Raw genomic sequence first — 18,025 nt, 5'->3', positions numbered from 1 at the left:
TCCGTCAGTCCTGCGGCATTGTCCTGCTGTGCCGCAACGCGTCCAGTGCCGCGACGAGCACCCGGTCACGGACCTGGTCGACCAGTCCCCGCCGCCCCGCCGTCAGGCCGGGCGCCTCCTCCAGCCCGTCCCACAGTGCGCGCAGACCGGGTGGGGTGTGCGCGCGCGGCATCCAGACGTGGGCAAGGTGCCGCAGCACGGGCAGCAACACCGCGACCGACTCCGTACTCCCCGGCGGGAAGAGGTCGGACTGGTCGATCGCCGCCGACGTGGCCGTCAGCAGCCAATCGTGCACCGCGAGATCCTCACAGAAGCGCTGGACGTCATCCAGCTCCGCCGCGCTTCCGACGGTCACCAGGACCGCCCGCACCCGGTCGTCCTGGAGCCGGAACCGCACGGACGGCGGATTCCCCCGGTCGACCCGCGCCGCCCAGCGCAGCCGCGTGGCCTCCGACGGCAGCGGGACCCGCTGGTCGAGCCGGCTGTCCATCCGGATCCGGCCGAGCAGCCGGTTCGCGATCGATGTCAGGTCGAGCGTGCTGTCGGAGGCAGGTCCCGGCACCAGGAAGCCCTCGGCCACACCGGTTCCGGTGTCCTTCGCGATCTTGGAGACCGTTTCGAGCACGCCGGCCCGGCTCAGATAGTGCGACCAGGTCTGGCGCTGCCCGTTCGCGCCCGCCACCACCCTGGTCACCGACGAACTCTGCAACACGCGGCCGCCGAACACCAGCGAGCGCGTCGCGACCGTCCCGATCGCCCGCACGCTCGTCCGCGTCGGCACTTTCAGCTGGCAGTCGACTCCTTCGACCGTCGGCGGCGAGATGGCCAGTGAGATCGGGCGCTCCCGCCAGAAGATGGTGCTGTCGGGCATCAGCTGCCCGAGCAGGTCGATCGTCTCCTCGCGGCGCAACGCGGTACCGGTCGGCAGCAGACAGGTTTCGACTTCACCAAGCACGACGGGCAGTTCGGGCGGCGGCGTCCGCGGTTGGGCCCGCGCGCCGCGCGCGACCAATCGAGCCGGGCGGCCCCGGCCGCGCGCGGGAGCCGAGCGGTTCGCTCGAACCCCGCGCCGCGCGGGCGCACCGTCGGAACTCGTCGGGCCGGTCAACTCAGACCCCGTCCAGCAGAACGTGGCCGATGCGATCGGTGACCTTGCGCGGCAGCGTGATTCCCTCTTCCCGACCGCGGCTCACGATCTGGTCGACCACGTCGTCGTCGAGTTGGATGTGGTCGAGGATCAGTTGCACGGCGGCTTCGATCTTCAGATAGCGCTTGGGCAGCAGCGAGATCGACCGATACGCCGCGAACGGCTTGGCCTTCGGATTCAGCTGGAGCACCGCGGGCATATCCCACCAGTTGTCCGGCCACTCGTCCCCCGGTCCCCACGGCTGCGGTTCCACGATCGGCGCCCCCTGCATGCGCAGCATTCCCAAGCGCAGCAGCTGCCAGATGGAGGCGAGATAGGGGCACGACCATTTGGTGTGGCCGTCGGCGCGCCCGTTCACTTTCGTCCGCCTGCTCCACATCTCCACGTCGAGGAAGATGGAATGCTCGCGCCGCCCGAGCTCTTCCGGCGGCGTGTAGGCCTCCTCGTGCATCGCCTGGCCGGAATCGCCTTCGTTCGCGCGCTTTCCGTTGCACAGCCAGCCGGATTCCATTGTCGGCGGTCGTCGCCCGTTGGTGCCCTCGTACGGCTCGGGAACAATGCGGCTGCGCACCATATCGGCGAGCGGAATGCGTGACACGCTCACCCCTTCGGGACCCGCGACCGGGACCTCGAAGCAGCCGGCTTCCCTCGCCAGATAGTCGATACGCAAACCGCATTCGTCGGCGATGCCGAGCAGCTTGCGCAGGATTTCCCCTGGATTGGTATCCGAGCGGAAATAGTCGTCGATCAGAAAGCAGGTGCTGACCCTGGCGCGCGGACCGTACTCGCTTTTCGCGATCTCGGTGTAGGCGCCGACCAGTGGAACGATACGGCGAAATTGGGTGCGAATGCGATCCTCACCGTTGGTGAGATCGTTCATGTAGAAATGCCCCACCTCGATGGACATATGGGACAGCGGCACCCTGGCGAGCCGAGCGCTCTCGGTCGCCTCGCTGTAGCCTGTGGCGTTCTCCACCGTGTTCAACGGCCCTTTCCGGGTTGGCATTCATGCGGGTCAGGTCAGAACCGAATCCAGGTCGCCTCGTCGATCAAACGCTTGGCGAGCAGGTCGAACGCGACGACGGTAGGCCTGTTCGCGATTTCCTTCTTCACATCGATATCCAGGATCAGCTGCTCGCGGTATTGCAGAACCGGTTCGACCGGGGTCTCGCCGAGCAGCGCACTCGCTCCGACCTCCTTGGTCGACGCCAAATGCTTCAACATCGCGTCCTGCTGGTGCAGCCAGGCAGCCTGCGGCCCGGAACCGCCCGTGGCCATGTTCAATTGTGGCACCGCGGTCCGCACGTATCTCAGGTTGTCCAACAATGTCTCCCGGTCGTGTCCGACCCGGACACCGCACTCCAGCAGACCGTGCTCACCGTGCACCAGACCGTTGGCGGCCAGAATGTGCTGCCGGGTCCACCGGTGGAAGACGAGCCAGCGAACCGTTCGCGTCGCCAATTGCGGCAGCGCTGTCGCCTTCAGCGAGATGTCCATCGCGACCGAACGTCCCGAACTGAGGTCGACCAGACAGACGTCGAACGCCTGGTCCAGTTCGAGCAGCAGACGCGCGCACCGCTCGACGATGTCGTCGTTCGCCTTCTTGTCGAATTCGCCGCCGCCGAGGTCACCGGGGAGCAAGACGAGTTTGCCGGTGGGACCGGGCAGCTTGCGCAGATCGGTCCGGTCGGTGTTTCCCCGCACGTCGACTCGGGTCGCGACATCGATCTTGCCGAGCAGATACGAATGCAGGCCGGAGCCGCTCGAGATGCCGCGCTCCATACCGCCGATCTCGAAAAGCGCTCCGGCGGTGGGCGATCCGAAATCGAAGTCCAGATAGGCGACGTTCTTGCCCATTTTCGAGCACAGCCGGTAGCCGAGATTGCAGCTGGTCACCGACCGGCCGGTACCCCCTTTGTCGGAGGTCGCGAAGACGATCATGCGATCAGGAACTCCTTGTCGCGTCGTCGCGCGCGGCAGCGAGTTTGTAGAGTTCGCGCAGCGCGTCGAGCGTGTGCACCAGCGTCGTCGCGGCGTCCTCCCGTAACTGCTGCCGCGCTTCGTCGATGTTGCGCTCGACCTCCACCAACGTCTCGCGGTTCGGGGAGGCGTCGAGGACGCTGGCGCCGAGCAATTCCTGATCGAAGCGGTGTTCGGCGGTGTTCAGCATGACTCGCGCCACCGCTTGCAGCTCGGGCCAATTGGGCGGCGACTGCCGATAGGTCTGCTCCGCGGCCACCATGCACTCGATGACGCGTTCGGTCATGTACCACGACGGCTCGGACACCGTCCCGGCGCCGTTGCCGCCGAAAACCCTTGTGGGGTCGTCCCACAACCCGACGGCGCCGACGCGCAGCACGCGCCGGTGCAGATGGTCCATCGCCGCCTTGGACAGTTCCATCAGCTTGTCCCGCGCCGCGACGTTGTTGGACAGGCGTGCCGCCTGCAACATGCGCTTGAGCAGCACGGCGGCGAAGTCCGACACCTCCCACTGCAGGACCGATCCGTTGTCCACCTGCTCGCTGCCGCGCAGGCGCAGCCGGACGCCGGGGTTGTGCAGCGCGATGGCGGGGTCATCGACCGTCGGCCTGCGGATGATCCTGCCCCGCCCGGCCAGCTCGTCGAAAATGGCAACGGCCCTTGTCAAGTCGTCGTCGGTGGCGGTGCGGGCGACCAGGTCCTGGATCAGCACCGCGGACACCGTGAGACTGAAGTAGTCGGACTGCTCGTTGTCCGACGTCCGCCACGGAATGTCCTCCAGCGGCCAAGATCCCGTGCCGAAGCGCGCGACGGTGGACCAATAACGCTGGGTGAGTTCCCATCGCGTGCGCAGCGCCTGCGCCAGCCGGTGCTGCTGTTCGTTGAGCAGACCGAGTTCGCCGGTGCGCGGGGCGACGAGGTCGTTGATGCCGTCCAGGGCGACGATGGTGAAGTACAGGTAGGGCCGCGGATCGGCGATGCCGGGCTGATCGCCGATCCGCGCTTCGACGAAGTCGACTTCGGTGGCGTTGCGCACCACGCCCCAGCTCCAGCCGCACTCGAACAGCAGGCTCTCGTCCTCGAGCGCCTTGACCGATTCCTCCTGCCCGAGCACGACGTCACTGCGCAGCCGGGCCCGCACGCGCGCGAGCGCACGGCGCACACCCTCGACGAGTCCGGCGTCCTCACCGGGACCGCTCTGATCGAGCATGCTCAGAATCGCCTGTCCCTCAGGCGATTTCTGCCGCACCGTGTTGACGACGAAGCTGCGCACCAGACCGGTCATGGCCGCCGTCAGCCGGACACTGAGCTGATCGGACAGCAGCTTGATCCGCGCCTTCAGATCCTCCGAACGCGTCCGCTCGGAATAGGAGCGCAGGAAGCGCAGACCGGCCATACACACGGTCAGCGACATGGAATAGGCGTCGACCACTTCGATCCGGTACTGCTCCGGCGTCGGCTCGCCGTCCGCGGCGCGCAGATAACTGCCCGCGGCGAAGTCCGGCTCGCCGGAATCCTTGGTGTTCCGCTCGACGTACTGTTCGAGCAGCCACAGCACGAAACCACGGATCTGCGTGGAGTCACCGATCGGCGCGAGCGCGGCGAGCACGTCGTCGGCCATGCTGTCCGGATTGTCCAACGAGAACGTGTCGATCTCCGTCGCCGGATACAGCAGGCACAGCAGCTGCTCGGAGTCGCTGATGGAATTGGCGGCCACTTGGCCGTCCCACTTCCAATCATCGCCGTCCCAACAGGTGGCTACGAGCGCCTCCCACACGTTCAGGATCTGTTGTCTCGGTTGAATTCTCACCTGCCGAAGTCCTCACCCCTCGTCGCCGATCGCACGGGTTCCCGGAATCCGAAGGACCCCGGCGGCGGCGATCTCGCGCACAACATGATACGGGCGCCGATTGGACATCGCGCCGCGAATCCTTTTTGTTTACAAAGGTTTAGAGCTACCGGACGAACCCGTCGAACGGGCGGGCAGCCGGGTCTGGCCATGAGTCGAACGTCGAGAACCGGATCGAAAGCCGCGGCCCGAGCCGACCCGAGTGATGCGCGGCGCAGAGAGCTTAACGCACCGCGCGGGCGCTACCAGAGCGAACCGCTATCGGAGAATCAGAGCGTCAGCCGGACCATATCGGCGGTCCGCGCCAGCCCGGGAAAGGCCTCGGGGGTGGAACGGGGGTGCAGCGCGTGCACGGCGAGGCGGAACATGACGGCGCGCAACAACATCTGCGGCCACTCCGGCAGATCGGACCAGCGGTCGAGCAGGCCTTCGTCGGCTCCGCCCCAGGAGAGCGCGTCGATGACGATGACGCCCGCTGCCCACGCGGCGGGGCGCCAGTACGGGGTGATGTCGCTGAGGCCCGGGCTGTCCGCGTCCGCGAAGAGGATGGTGCCGAACAGGTCGCCGTGCACCAGCTGGGCCGGGGTCCGCACCGGCTTGCGCAGCGTGGCGAGCTGGCCGATGAGTTCCATGCTGCGCTGCCCGTCGGGCGAGGTGGTCGGGACCGCGCCGCCCGCGCGCAGGCTGCGCAGCGGCACGGCTTCCCATGCCGCGCGATCGGCGGCCACGAAGACGTCCACGTCGACCCACGGTGTGACCGGCGGCTGCACGAGGAAGCGCGGGCGCTCCAGCCGCGTGGTCGCCTGGTGTAGCCGCAGCGAGATCGAGACGACCTCGTCGTGGCGCGGCTCGGGGCGGCCTTCCAGGTAGGTGTCGGCGCGCCAGCCGGAAACCACGTAGCGGCCGTCGGTGGCGCGCACCGGACGAGCCACGCGTAGCCCGTCGACCTTCAGCGTCTCGCGGATCTTGGCCGACCAGGCCGCCCGCGCGTGGTCGGCGACCGGGCTGAGCACCACGTCACCGCAGCGCCAACCGCCGTCCCAGTCGCCGAGCGGGACCGGAGTCACTTCGCGCAGACCGAACGTGGCCCGCACGTGCTCGGGGGGTTCCACAGAAGTCACGGCCGTACGGTACCGCCGGTGCGGGGCCGTTTTCGGGCGCCGCGCCGGTCCGGCCGCGCACCCGGCTACCGCACGGATCAGGGTCCTGTACGGCCCGGATCCGGCGTAGCGCTGCCGTGCGCGTCCGCCGGGCGAACCCGCGCCGCGGCGGGCACGGGCACCGGCCCGCCGGCGCTCAGTAGACCGGCAGGCTGGTGTCGACCTGGTTGGCCCAGGCGACGATGCCGCCCTGCACGTGCGTGGCGTCGGAGAAGCCCGCGTTCTTGAGCACCGCGAGCGCCTCGGCGGAACGGATGCCGGTCTTGCAGTGCAGCACGATCGGGCGGTTCTGCGGCAGTTCGGACAGCGCCTCGCCGGAGAGGATGCGGTCCTTGGGAATGAGCCGCGCGCCCTCGATGTGCACGATGTCCCATTCGACGGGCTCGCGCACGTCGATGAGCTCGATGTCCTTGCCCGCGTCGAGCAGTTCCTTCAGCTCGCGCGCGGTGATGGTCGACCCGGCCGCGGCGGCCTGGCCTTCCTCGGACACCACACCGCAGAACGCCTCGTAGTCGATCAGTTCGGTGATCCGCTGACGTTCCGGATCGCGGCGCAGCTTGATGGTCCGGTAGCTCATGTCCAGTGCGTCGTAGACCATCAGACGGCCGAGCAGGGGGTCGCCGATGCCGGTGATCAGCTTGATCGCCTCGGTCACCATGATCGAGCCGATGGACGCGCAGAGCACGCCGAGCACGCCGCCCTCGGCGCAGGACGGGACCATGCCGGGCGGCGGGGCCTCCGGGTAGAGGTCGCGGTAGTTCAGGCCGCGGCCGTCGGGGGCGTCCTCCCAGAAGACCGAGACCTGGCCTTCGAAGCGGTAGATCGAACCCCACACGTACGGCTTGCCCGCCAGCACCGCGGCGTCGTTCACCAGGTAGCGGGTCGCGAAGTTGTCGGTGCCGTCGAGGATCAGGTCGTAGTCGCGGAACAGCTCGACCGCGTTCTCCGGCTCCAAGCGCAGCTTGTGCAGGCGAACGTCGATGCCGGAGTTGATCTCCAGAATGGAGTCGCGCGCGCTGTCGGCCTTGGGCCGGCCGATGTCGGATTCGCCGTGGATGATCTGGCGCTGCAGGTTCGAGGAGTCGACCTCGTCGAACTCCACGATGCCGAGCGTGCCGACGCCCGCGGCGGCCAGGTAGAGCAGTGCGGGCGAGCCGAGTCCGCCCGCGCCGATCACCAGAACCTTGGCGTTTTTCAGACGCTTCTGCCCGTCCACACCCACGTCGGGAATGATCAGGTGACGGCTGTAACGGGCGATTTCGTCCTTGCTCAGTTCCGCGGCCGGCTCGACCAGCGGCGGCAGGGACTTCGGTGATGACACGTCCAGGACTCCTCGAATCGAATTGGCCGATCGCACGATGTGCAACGCGGACGATCGAACCGTTCTTCCCCAGTATCGTCGCGTACCGCGTCCGCGATCAGCCGCGCGGGTACGGCCAGGGGTTGAATCGGCAGCGTTTGCCGTCCATCGGGACCATGCCGTCGGGATCGAGCGCGGCGATGTCGTTGTTCCTGGTGCCGAAGGTCTGCTGCATCATGATCGGCGCGAGTCCGCCGTCGGTCTCGCACGGCTGGTGCTGGTGGTAGCCGATGGCGTGGCCGACCTCGTGGTTGATCTGGTACTGCCGGTAGGAGCCGATGTCGCCTTCGAAGGCGAGCGCGCCGCGCACCCAGCGCACCTCGGAGAGCACCACCCGGTCCAGCCCGGCGTTGAAGCACGAGGAATCGATGGGAATGTCGAAACCGCAAGCTGTGCGGGTGGTTTGGCGCGAGGTCAGTGAGATGCGGAAGTCCGGGTCGCCCTGATCGACGCGGCGGAAGGCGAACCGCTTGTCCTGGACCCAGCTCTTCGGATTGGCCAGCGTGCTGTCGATCATCTTGGCCACCGACTCGTCGCCGCCGAAGCCGGAGGTGTCGATGCCGTTCTCGATCTCGACGGTGTAGCTGAAGTGGTACTCCGTGCCCGCGCCGACCTCGGCGGTGCCGCCGGGGACCACCCGCCAGGTGCCTGCCCCGTTCTCTGTGAAGGGGCCGCCCTCGGGGACCGCGCCGGCGGGCAGGTCGGCGGGGAACTGTCCGTCGCCGGGCGGTGCGCCGATGACGCCGGTGTTCGTGGCGTGCGGGCTGAGCCTGCCGAAACTCGGCTCGACGGTCGACCCGGCGCCGCCCCCGCCGCCGCGCACGGCGTCGGCGATCACGAGCACGGTGACCACGAACAACACGGGGAGGGCGTACGCGCGCCACCCGTAGGTGGACACGAAACGGCCGAGCGCGCTCTGCTTCTTGGCGTTGCGATCGGGCCGCGGGCCGCGGGCGCGAGTCGGATCCGGCGCCGTGGGGTCCCAGCGCGCCCGAAGCGGCTGATGGGAGCGGTCGGCGGCCTGGTAGAGACCGAGCGGGTCGTAGATCTCGACGCCGTTGGCGTCGCGTGCCGTAGGGGGTGTGGGCGCGGGTGCCGCGTCGTCGCCGTCGGGTTTCCGAGGCCACGGGTCGGTGCGGGTCCCGCGCTCGGGTCTGGATCGGCCGGGCCGATCTGGGATCCCGGACCGCGGTACAGCGCCCGATCGGGCAGCCGCACCCGAACGAGTTTCGGGACCGGACCTTGCCACGGGTTCTGAGCCTACGGAACCGGGCGACCCAGAGCCAATGGGGGCCGAGCTCCACTGTGCGCCACATCTCACCCGGTGGACGAGATCGACAACCCCGATCGGCATGTGAGCTACAACCGGGTATCGTTCATTGGATACCCGGTGCACAACCCCTTTTGCCGGGGACTCGACTGGGAGAGCCGAAATGACTGACCTCGTGGACCGGATGACGTCCCGCAGAATGTCGTCCGAGGCCATGGTGCCGACGAAACGCGGTACACGGTTGCCGCGCGACGAGCGGCGGCAGCAGCTACTCCTGGCGGCGAGCGAGGTGTTCGTGCTGCGCGGCTATCACGCGGCGGGCATGGACGAGATCTCGCAGGTCGCGGGCGTCAGCAAGCCGGTGCTGTACCAGCACTTCACCAGCAAGCTGGAGCTGTACCTCGCGGTGCTGCAGAACTACGTCGACATGCTGGTGTCGAGCGTGCGCCAGGCGCTGCGCTCCACCACCGACAACCGCCAGCGCGTGCGCGCCGCCGTGCAGGCGTACTTCGACTTCGTCGACAACGAGATGCAGGGCTTCCGGCTGGTCTTCGAATCCGACCTGACCAGCGAGCCGCAGGTGCAGCGCCGGGTGGAGCAGGCCACCGAGGCGTGCGTGGACGCGGTCTTCGACCTGGTCGCGCACGACTCCGGCCTCGATCCCTATCGCGCGCGCATTCTCGCGGTCGGTCTGGTCGGCACGAGCCAGTTCACCGCGCGCTACTGGCTGGAGGCGGACCGCCCGATCCCCAAGGACGAGGCCGTCGACACCACCGTCGCGCTGGCGTGGGGCGGTCTGTCGCACGTCCCGCTGCACCCGATCGACAACTCGGGCAACTCCACGCGCTTCTGATTCGCGGCGCGGTCCCGAATCGCGAACGAGCCCTCGGGTTCTCGGTCATGAACCGGAACCCGAGGGCTCGTTGTCGTTGGGTCGTCAGACGGCGGCGAAACCGACCCGGCCGCTGGCGGCGGTGCCGATCTCCACGTAGGCGACCTTCGAAGCCTGGATCAGGAACTTGCGGCCCTTCTCGTCGGTGAGCGCCACGACGCCGCCGGTGCCGCTCAGCGCCTCGGACACCATCGCCTCGACCTCTTCCGGGGTCTGCCCGCTGTTGATCACGAGTTCGCGCGGGCTATCCGAAATACCGATCTTGACCTCCACGGCCAACCTCCGAACCTAGAGTCCTGTGCGGCGGTCGGACGTCGCGTCCGCCCGAGCGCTCTTGCTGTCCGGTCCAAGGCTAGTGCAGGGCAACGGCCGCGCGGCACCGCACTGCCTACGCTGATCGCGAACAGCGGTCAGGCCTCGCGGCTGGTCACTTGGGTTCGATCAGCTCGATATCCAACTCGATCTTCACCGCGTCGCTGAGCATGCCGGGCATCGGGCCGCCGACGCCGAAGTCGGTGCGCTTGATGGTGCCGGTCGCCGAGAATCCGGCGTGCCGCTCGCCGGTCGGGCCGAAGTCCTGGACGCCGCCCCATTCGACCTCGAGGGTGACGGGCTTGGTGATCGCGCCGAGGGTGGCCTCGCCCTCCACGGTGAAGTTCTCGGCGATCACCACCGGCCGCGGGGCACGGAAGGTGAGCGTCGGCCGGTTGGCCACGTCGAGGAAGTCGGCGTTGCGGACGTGGGCGTCGCGGTCGGCGTTGCCGGTGTCGAAGGAGTCGAGGTAGATGGTGGCGCCGAGGGTGGCGGCGCCGTTCTCGTCGACGACGAACTCGGTGTCGAAACGGGTGAACCCGCCGCGCACCTTGGAGATGCCGAGATGGCGGATGGTGAACGCGACCGAGGAGTGGGCGGTGTCCAGTGCCCAGGATCCGGGCTTCAGCTGCTGGGTGGCGGTGGTTGCGGAAGTGTTCGTCATGCCATCGACCTTGTCCGGACCTCGGTCCGGTAACCAGACCGCCGTTATCCTGGACCTCTCAGGGCGAGGCTGAATGTCCGAGGACCGGGCACGATGGAGAGCATGGCACGCAACGGTTTCGCCGAATTCCTCGTCGCCCGCCGCGGCGAACTCCGGCCCGCCGACGTCGGGATGCCCGAGGGCGGCAGGCGCCGCACGCCGGGACTGCGCCGCGAGGAGGTCGCGGTGCGGGCGGGGGTCAGCGCCGACTACTTGGCCCGGCTCGAGCAAGGCCGCGACACCAATCCGTCGGTGGCGGTGGTCGACGCGCTCGCCGACGCGCTGTTGCTGGAAGGCCCGCAGCGCCACCACTTCGGGCTGCTCGCGATGGCCTCGGGCAACGAGTCCCGTTGCCCGGGAAGCGAATCCCCGCGCGAACAGCTCGGCGAGACCATCACGGCGGTGCTCGCCGCGCTCCAGCCGACGCCCGCCTTCGTCATCGGAAGGCGGCTGAACGTGCTCGGCTGGAATCCCGCGTGGGCCGACTTCGCGACACCGCTCGGTCTGCTCGGCGAGGACGGCGAAGCGAACCTGGCCTGGTACGTCTTCACGGACCCGCGCGCCCGGCGGACGCTGCGCGACTGGCCCGCCGCCGCCGACACGTTCGCGGCGGCGGTGCTGCGCGCGAAGGTTCGCTGGCCCGGCGACGACCAACTGCTCGGGATGATCGACGCGCTGCGGCGCGAGCCCGAGTTTCGCGAGCGGTGGAAGCCGCACCAGGTCGGCGGCGGGCCCGTGTCGAGCGTGCTGAAGTTCGATCACCCGGTGCACGGCGCGGTCGACGTGCCGTTCGAGACGATGGAGACCGACCGCGACCAAAGCGTCGTCGTCTGGCTGCTCGACCAGGCCGCTGCCCGTGCGACGGGGCTGCGGCTGGTGCACAACCGAGCCGCGAACGAGTAAGGGGGGCTAGATTCCCAGGACCGCCATGCGCTGGGCGTGGCTGGTCTGCATGCGCTCGAACAGCGCGGCGATGCCGTTGAGATCGCCGGTGGCCGTGAGTACCAGGTCGGTGAGCTCGTCGCGCTGCGCCATGACGTACTGGGCCTGGGTGATCGCCTCGCCGAGCAGCCGCCTGCCCCAGAGCGTGAGCCGGTCGCGCTCGGAGCGGCTGGTCGCTACCGCCCGGCGCACCTCCTCGACCACGAACTCGGAGTGGCTCGTCTCGGCGAGCACGTCGTGGACGACGGTGGCGACCTGCGGCGAGAGCGCGCCCGCGATCTCGCCGTAGAAGTCCGCGGCGATGCCGTCGCCGACGTAGAACTTCACCATCGACTCGAGCCACGTCGAGGGATCGGTGGACGCGTGGTAGGCGTCGAGGGCGCGGACGAAGGGCGCCATCGCGTCGAACACCTCGACGCCGCGGTCGGCGAGCGCCGCCTCGAGCGTCTTGAAGTGGTCCATCTCGGCGGACGCCATCTTCGCGACGGCCACCTTGCCGCGCAGGGTCGGCGACAGCTTGGCCTCCTCGGCCAGCCGGTAGAACGCGGAGATCTCACCGTAGGCGAGCACGGCGAACAGGTCGGTCACGCCGGGATGGTCGGCGGCGATGGGCGAGGTTGCCGGATCGAACGAAACGCCAAGCGTTGACTGTGCTCCCATGGGCCCTAGCTTAACGGGCGCAGCCCGACGAAGTCCGTCGACAGCCGCGTCGGCCCGGCGGTCAGCCCAGTTCCGCGAGGAACTTGTCGAGGTAGGCCCACGTGGTGTCGCGGGCGGTCTCACCGGTGAGGATGCCGAGGTGGCTGCCGGGGGCGGTCTCGTAGCGGACGTCCGCGGCGCCGGTCAGCGTGCGGGTGCCCGCCTCGACGGCGGCGGCCGGGGTGATGACGTCGCTCGGCCCGCCGACGAGCAGTACGGGGGCGGTCACGTCGGCCAGCGCGATGCGCCGTTCGCCGAGCCGCACGACGCCGCGGCCGATGTCGTTGTTCAGGATCAGGCGGCCCCACAGCTGGCCGTAGAAGCGGCCGGGATAGCCCGGCATCGCCGCCATGAACCGGTCGATGGATTCCATCTTGGCCAGCGTCTCGGTGCGCGCGATATTGCTCGCCACGAACCACGGCCTGGTGAGCTCGCGGTCCCACGCGGTGACCCGGTACGCGGCCCGGGTGAGCCCGGCCGGGATGCCACCGGCGGCCCGGACCGCGGTCGAGGTGGCGATGCCGCCGGTGAGCTTCGCGACCGCGCGCAGTTGCGGGATGCCGGTCATCTTGTCGTAGTCCAGCGGCGAGCCGATGGCGGTGATCGAGCGGATCGGCAGGTGCGCGTGCGCGGCGGCGGTGAGCAGCGCCAGCGTTCCGCCGATCGACCAGCCGACCAGGTCGACCGGCTTGCCGCCGACATCCGCGGAGGTGCGCATGATCGCCTCGGGCAGGATGTCGTCGAGCCAGTCCTCGAAGCCCATCCTGCGGTCGGCGAAGGTGATGTCGCCGTAGTCGACGACATAGGTCGCCCGGCCGCTGTCGCGCAGGAAGCGCGCGACGCTCTGGCCGGGGCGCAGGTCGAAGCAGCTGGCCGGGGCGGCGAGCGGTGGCACGAGAAGCACCGCGGACGCGCCGTCGGTCGCGCCGCCCTCGTAGCGGCGCAGCTGCCGGTGCGGCTCGTCGCACAGCACCGTCGACGGCGCGGGATCCGGCGCCTCGACACCCGAGCCGAAGGTCAGCGCCCAGGCGTTGCGGGCAGCGATGGTGACGGTCTCTGCGATGCTCACCACAAGAATGTCTCACATGCCAGTACCGCCGGTAACAGGCAAGGTCCGGTTTGCGAGGCTTCGCGGCGGCATCGAGACCGCTCCCCCGGACCGTCGCGACCCGCCGCGCGCGGCGCACGCGAATAGCTCCGCGCGACCCGCTTTTCGGCGCCGCACGGATTCCGGCTCGGCGATGAATTGTCAAGTCGCGCAGCGTCGGTCGGCGACACTCGGGGCGGAAACCGGAGTTTTGCCGTGGAATAACGGCGACGGCAATTCGAGCCGCGCACAATATCACGCTACAATCACTGCGGACAACGGAAACTTTCGTTACCCATGCGTCCGCCACCAGGTGTGGCGCCATGGCTTCCGTCGTCCAGGAAAATGTGCGCGCACCAGATCCGCATCCGACTGCGCTGCGCCGATGTTCCCAGGTAGTTGCCGTCATCGGACGGCACCCGACGACATCCGGCTGCGGCGCGCATTACCGGCGGATACGTGGTCGTCGTGGACCGGCCGGTCCGCCCCACGCCTCGGGCGCGCGTGACGCGATAACGAGGAAGGCACGAACCTGAGCAAGATCACTGTCGAGCAGGAACCCGGTGTGGCGGACACGCTGTTGACGGCCGAACTGGACGCGACGCATACCGCCCCGACATTCGCCGAATTGGGGGTGCGCGAGGAAATCGTCCGAGCGCTCGCCGAGATCGGCATCGAACGAACATTCGCTATTCAGGAACTGACTCTTCCGCTGGCGTTGGCCGGCGAGGATCTCATCGGTCAGGCACGCACCGGCATGGGCAAGACCTTCGGTTTCGGCGTGCCGCTGCTGCATCGCATCGCCACCGCCGATTCCGGCACGACGCCGCTGGACGGCACGCCGCGGGCGCTGGTCATCGTGCCGACCCGCGAGCTGTGCATCCAGGTCACCGCGGACCTGGAGAACGCGAGCAAGCACCTGAGCAACCACAAGGGCAAGCTGCAGGTCGCCTCGATCTACGGCGGCCGCCCCTACGAGTCCCAGATCGCCGCGCTGCGCGACGGCGTGGACGTGGTGGTCGGGACGCCCGGCCGACTACTGGACTTGGCCAAGCAGAACCATCTCATCCTCGGCAAGATCGGCGTGCTCGTCCTGGACGAGGCCGACGAGATGCTCGACCTGGGCTTCCTCCCGGACATCGAGCGCATCCTGACCATGGTGCCCGAGAAGCGCCAGACGATGCTGTTCTCGGCCACCATGCCCGGCCCGATCATCACCCTGGCCCGCACCTTCCTCACCCGCCCGACTCACATCAGGGCCGAGGAGCCGCACGATTCGGCAGTGCACGACCGCACCGCGCAGTTCGTCTACCGTGCGCACGCGCTGGACAAGAGCGAGCTGATCGCGCGGGTGCTGCAGGCCGAGAGCCGCGGCGCCACCATGATCTTCACGCGCACCAAGCGCACCGCGCAGAAGGTCGCCGACGACCTGGCCGAGCGCGGTTTCGCGGTGGGCGCGGTGCACGGCGACCTCGGGCAGATCGCCCGCGAGAAGGCGCTGACCAAGTTCCGCAAGGGCACCATCGACGTGCTGGTCGCCACCGACGTAGCCGCCCGCGGCATCGATATCGACGACGTCACGCACGTCGTCAACTACCAGTGCCCCGAGGACGAGAAGACCTACGTGCACCGGATCGGCCGTACCGGCCGGGCCGGGCGCACCGGCGTCGCGGTGACGCTGATCGACTGGGACGAACTCAATCGCTGGGCCGCCATCGACACCGCGCTCGGCCTCGGCATCCCGGACCCGGTGGAGACCTACTCGCGTTCACCGCATCTGTTCGCCGATCTCGGCATTCCCGAGGGCGTCACCGGCACGGTCCGTAAGCCGCGGCCTGCCCGCGAAGAGGACGACGTGGTGGTCGAGCGTGAGGCGCGCAGCCCACGCAAGCGCAACCGCAGGCGCACCCGCGGCGGCAAGCCCCTCGACGGGGCCGAGGCCGGCACCGAGTCGACCGTCGATGCCGACGGGACCGACGCCGAGGCGAACGGCGCCGAGCCGAACGCGGACGAGGGTCGGTCGCGCCGCAGGCGCAGGCGGCGTCGCTCCGGCGGCGCCGAGGGCGCGGACAACGGCGTGGCGGAAGTCGCCGCCGAGGGTGAGCCGACCGAGAACGCGGGCGAGAGTGCCGAGGCGGAGACCACCGAGGCTCCGGCGCGGCGCAGGCGTCGTCGTCGGAAGTCCGCGGATGCCAACGGCGCCGAGGCGGCCGAGAACGGCGTGGCCGAGACCGCGGCGGCTGTCACGGATGAGACCGCTGCCCAGGCCGAGACTTCGGCTCCTGCCGCGGCGGAGACCACTGCTGCGGTACAGGCCGAGACCGCTGCTCCTGGCGCGACCGAGACCGCTGTGCAGGCAGAGCCCACGACTGCTGTCGCGGAGGACTCCGCGTTGCAGGCAGAGTCCACGGCATCCGCCGCGGATGACGCCGAAGCTCCGGTGCGGCCCGAGACCGCGGCGGTCGCGGACGAGACCCCGGCGGTCGCCGAGGAAGCGCCCGCGAAGCCCGTCCGGCGACGGACCCGCAAGACCGCCACGGCCGAGTCGACGGACAACGGCACCGCCGAGAACGGCGACGGCGCGGCGGCCGAACCGGTCAAGCGCCGCCGCACCCGTAAGAAGGCCGACGAAGTGGTCGACGGGAACGGCGACACTCCCGCCGACGCGGAGGCCGCCGAGAAGCCGGTGCGCCGCCGCCGTCGCAAGGCCGACGAGGCCGAGGCGAGCGAGGCCGTGGCCGCGACCGCGGGAACGGCTGCTTCGGCATAGTTCGGCGGATCCGCTAGTCTCGCAATCGTGCTCGCACCCGAGCGGCGGACGCGCGCCGACATCATCTCCGCAGTCGCGATCGCCGTGCTCGTGGCGGTCGCGGGGCTGGTGGTGTGGGCGCGCGGCGACGCTACGGGCACCGAATCGGTGACCGCGGCGACGCCCGCGACCACCCCGCCGACGGCCGACAAGATCCCCGCGAACCTGCGGGAGTTGTGGCACGCGCCGGACGACGCCGGCGCGCGGGCGCTGGCCTCCGGCGGCGCGGTGATCACCGGTTCGGGCGGTACCGTCACCGGACGTGATCCCGCCACCGGCGCCGAATTGTGGCGCTACCGGCGGGATATGCCGCTGTGCGGTGTGGAAGCGCAGTTCGGCATGGTGATCGCGGTGTACCGGGACCAGCGCGGGTGCAGCCAAGCCACCCTGCTGGCCGGTGACACCGGGGAACGCCGCACCGCGCGCAGCAGCTACATGGATCCGAGCGTGCGGCTCTCCGTCGACGGCACCTATGTGCTCGCGTACGGCGAACAGCGACTGGAGATGTGGCGCTCGGATCTGGTGCGCACGCTGGAGTACGGCTACGTCGACGCGCCGGTGAACGTGAAAACCCAACCGCGCAAAGGCTGCACGCTGCTCTCGGCCGGTTCCAGTTCCTCCCGGCTCGCCGTGCTGGAACGCTGCCCCGACGATCCGGCGGCCCGGCTGACGGTGCTCAATCCGGCGCCGAAGGACAACACGGTGCCCGAGGAGTACGGCTCGCACGTGCTCTCCGGTCCCGGCGCCGACGCGCCCGGCACCCGGGTGATCGCGGTGTCGGACAGCCGGATCGTGCTCTATCTCCCCGGCGGAACCGCCTCCGGCACAGGCGAATCCACGCCGCCGCGCCTCGGGGTGTACGACAGCACCGGCAATCCCGTTGTGATGCATCAGCTTTCCGCTCCGCTCGGGGAGAACGCGACGACCACACGGATCGGCTCGGCGCATCTCGTGTTCACCGGCAACAGCGTGATCGCTTTGAACGCAAGCACTTTCGACCCCCTCTGGGCCGCGCCCAATTCCCTGGGCTCCCCCGCGATGATGGCCGGACGCCTGCTGCTGCCGGTCGCCGACGGCCTCGCCGTCCTCGACCCCACCTCCGGTGCGGAAGTCGGCCGCATCCCGTTCCCGCGCCCGGGCTACACGGGCGGCCCGATCTCCCTCGCCGTACTCGGAAACACCGTGCTCGAACTCCGCGACGGAGAACTGCACGCGCTCGGCTGACGGCCGCCGGCCTCCTCGGCGCCCGAATCTGTCGGTGCCTCGCGTCACACTGGCCGCATGAGCGAAACCGAGTCCAGCGCAGCGGAATCGAAGCCCACCATCACGTCCTACGACGATCCCGACGCGCCGTGGAATCAGAAGTACTCCGACGCCGAGATCGCGCACTGGAACGACGGGGTGATCGAGGAGTTCCGCGCCAACGGCGGCAAGGTCGGCGGCGCCTACGAGGGCGGTGAGATAGTGCTGCTCACCACCACCGGAGCGAAGAGCGGTAAACCGCACGTGGTTCCGCTCGGACTGCTGCGGCGCGAGGAGACCATGTACGTGAGCTCCTTCATCGAGGACAAGTACCCGGCCTGGTTCTACAACGTGAAGGCGAACCGCGACGTCACGATCGAGTGGGGGCCGACCACCTATCGCGGCACCGCGCGGGCGCTGTCGGGCGCCGAGTACGACGAATTCGCGGGCTGGGTCGTCGCCAACAACCCGTTGCTCGCCGAGTACCAGGCCAAGGTCACGCGCCCGTTGCCGCTGGTGGTGCTCGAACTGGGCGAGCCGATCTGAGACCGGACGAACCCGGCTCGGGCGGCG

General features: G+C 69.2%; 15 protein-coding genes and 1 pseudogene. 5 read left to right on the top strand and 11 right to left on the bottom strand.

The features are described from left to right. Positions 1 to 4: 4 nt before the first annotated feature. The 7 genes from FB390_RS12700 to FB390_RS12670 all read right to left on the bottom strand — a co-directional run bounded on the left by FB390_RS12700 (position 5) and on the right by FB390_RS12670 (position 8,544). Positions 5 to 955, bottom strand: a complete 951-nt coding sequence (locus FB390_RS12700) for an SCO2521 family protein (protein WP_141809133.1) — start codon at positions 953 to 955, stop codon at positions 5 to 7. A 154-nt stretch (positions 956 to 1,109) separates the two neighbouring features. After that, on the bottom strand, positions 1,110 to 2,123 hold the full coding sequence (locus FB390_RS12695; protein WP_246123992.1) for an SCO2522 family protein: 1,014 nt from the start codon (positions 2,121 to 2,123) through the stop codon (positions 1,110 to 1,112). 44 nt (positions 2,124 to 2,167) lie between these two features. Next, entirely contained in the window at positions 2,168 to 3,088 is a 921-nt protein-coding gene (locus tag FB390_RS12690) for an SCO2523 family variant P-loop protein (RefSeq protein ID WP_141809131.1), read from the bottom strand. Positions 3,089 to 3,092: 4 nt separating this feature from the next. After that, entirely contained in the window at positions 3,093 to 4,937 is a 1,845-nt protein-coding gene (locus FB390_RS12685; protein ID WP_246123991.1) for an SCO2524 family protein, read from the bottom strand. A 308-nt stretch (positions 4,938 to 5,245) separates the two neighbouring features. Further along, positions 5,246 to 6,097, bottom strand: a complete 852-nt coding sequence (locus FB390_RS12680; RefSeq protein ID WP_141809130.1) for a TIGR02569 family protein — start codon at positions 6,095 to 6,097, stop codon at positions 5,246 to 5,248. A 175-nt stretch (positions 6,098 to 6,272) separates the two neighbouring features. Beyond that, positions 6,273 to 7,457 carry an adenylyltransferase/sulfurtransferase MoeZ gene (moeZ, locus tag FB390_RS12675; RefSeq protein WP_141809129.1) on the bottom strand — a complete coding sequence of 395 codons (1,185 nt, stop codon included), beginning with the start codon at positions 7,455 to 7,457 and terminating at the stop codon, positions 6,273 to 6,275. Between the two features lie 97 nt (positions 7,458 to 7,554). Beyond that, positions 7,555 to 8,544 carry a DUF3152 domain-containing protein gene (locus FB390_RS12670; RefSeq protein ID WP_425465906.1) on the bottom strand — a complete coding sequence of 330 codons (990 nt, stop codon included), beginning with the start codon at positions 8,542 to 8,544 and terminating at the stop codon, positions 7,555 to 7,557. A 385-nt stretch (positions 8,545 to 8,929) separates the two neighbouring features. Here FB390_RS12670 and fasR point away from each other — a divergent pair, with 385 nt between their 5' ends. After that, complete coding sequence (gene fasR, locus FB390_RS12665; RefSeq protein WP_141809127.1) at positions 8,930 to 9,619, top strand: HTH-type transcriptional activator FasR; 690 nt, start codon at positions 8,930 to 8,932, stop codon at positions 9,617 to 9,619. A gap of 84 nt (positions 9,620 to 9,703) precedes the next feature. Here fasR and FB390_RS12660 read toward each other — a convergent pair whose 3' ends face one another. Both FB390_RS12660 and FB390_RS12655 read right to left on the bottom strand, forming a co-directional pair. Continuing rightward, on the bottom strand, positions 9,704 to 9,931 hold the full coding sequence (locus FB390_RS12660; protein WP_141809126.1) for a DUF3107 domain-containing protein: 228 nt from the start codon (positions 9,929 to 9,931) through the stop codon (positions 9,704 to 9,706). Between the two features lie 154 nt (positions 9,932 to 10,085). Beyond that, the gene (locus FB390_RS12655; RefSeq protein ID WP_141809125.1) at positions 10,086 to 10,634 is read right to left on the bottom strand and encodes a YceI family protein; all 549 of its coding nucleotides are present in this window, start codon (positions 10,632 to 10,634) and stop codon (positions 10,086 to 10,088) included. A 102-nt stretch (positions 10,635 to 10,736) separates the two neighbouring features. Between FB390_RS12655 and FB390_RS12650 the strand changes: the two genes are divergently transcribed. Further along, the gene (locus FB390_RS12650; protein ID WP_141809124.1) at positions 10,737 to 11,576 is read left to right on the top strand and encodes a helix-turn-helix transcriptional regulator; all 840 of its coding nucleotides are present in this window, start codon (positions 10,737 to 10,739) and stop codon (positions 11,574 to 11,576) included. Between the two features lie 6 nt (positions 11,577 to 11,582). Here FB390_RS12650 and FB390_RS12645 read toward each other — a convergent pair whose 3' ends face one another. Continuing rightward, on the bottom strand, positions 11,583 to 12,275 hold the full coding sequence (locus FB390_RS12645; RefSeq protein ID WP_141809123.1) for a ferritin-like fold-containing protein: 693 nt from the start codon (positions 12,273 to 12,275) through the stop codon (positions 11,583 to 11,585). A gap of 61 nt (positions 12,276 to 12,336) precedes the next feature. Continuing rightward, complete coding sequence (locus FB390_RS12640; protein ID WP_141809122.1) at positions 12,337 to 13,383, bottom strand: alpha/beta fold hydrolase; 1,047 nt, start codon at positions 13,381 to 13,383, stop codon at positions 12,337 to 12,339. A gap of 530 nt (positions 13,384 to 13,913) precedes the next feature. On the opposite strand from FB390_RS12640, the pseudogene FB390_RS12635 reads away from it, so the two are divergent. The 3 genes and pseudogenes from FB390_RS12635 to FB390_RS12625 all read left to right on the top strand — a co-directional run. After that, positions 13,914 to 15,329, top strand: a pseudogene (locus tag FB390_RS12635) (DEAD/DEAH box helicase); the annotation flags it as partial. A gap of 869 nt (positions 15,330 to 16,198) precedes the next feature. Then, positions 16,199 to 17,434, top strand: a complete 1,236-nt coding sequence (locus tag FB390_RS12630) for an Rv3212 family protein (RefSeq protein ID WP_141809121.1) — start codon at positions 16,199 to 16,201, stop codon at positions 17,432 to 17,434. A gap of 57 nt (positions 17,435 to 17,491) precedes the next feature. Further along, positions 17,492 to 17,998, top strand: a complete 507-nt coding sequence (locus FB390_RS12625; RefSeq protein ID WP_141809120.1) for a nitroreductase/quinone reductase family protein — start codon at positions 17,492 to 17,494, stop codon at positions 17,996 to 17,998. The last annotated feature ends 27 nt before the right edge of the window (positions 17,999 to 18,025 follow it).

It is taken from the genome of Nocardia bhagyanarayanae (assembly GCF_006716565.1).
In the GTDB taxonomy this organism is placed as follows: domain Bacteria; phylum Actinomycetota; class Actinomycetes; order Mycobacteriales; family Mycobacteriaceae; genus Nocardia; species Nocardia bhagyanarayanae.
The sequence above is the reverse complement of the archived record's forward strand: the minus strand, read 5'-3'. Positions and strand labels throughout refer to the sequence as shown.

Coding starts and splice junctions, on each gene's coding strand:
- FB390_RS12690 (WP_141809131.1), bottom strand. CDS start 3,088: ATGATCGTCTTCGCGACCTCCGACAAAGGGGGTACCGGCCGGTCGGTG.
- fasR (WP_141809127.1), top strand. CDS start 8,930: ATGACTGACCTCGTGGACCGGATGACGTCCCGCAGAATGTCGTCCGAG.
- FB390_RS12655 (WP_141809125.1), bottom strand. CDS start 10,634: ATGACGAACACTTCCGCAACCACCGCCACCCAGCAGCTGAAGCCCGGA.
- FB390_RS12650 (WP_141809124.1), top strand. CDS start 10,737: ATGGCACGCAACGGTTTCGCCGAATTCCTCGTCGCCCGCCGCGGCGAA.
- FB390_RS12645 (WP_141809123.1), bottom strand. CDS start 12,275: ATGGGAGCACAGTCAACGCTTGGCGTTTCGTTCGATCCGGCAACCTCG.
- FB390_RS12625 (WP_141809120.1), top strand. CDS start 17,492: ATGAGCGAAACCGAGTCCAGCGCAGCGGAATCGAAGCCCACCATCACG.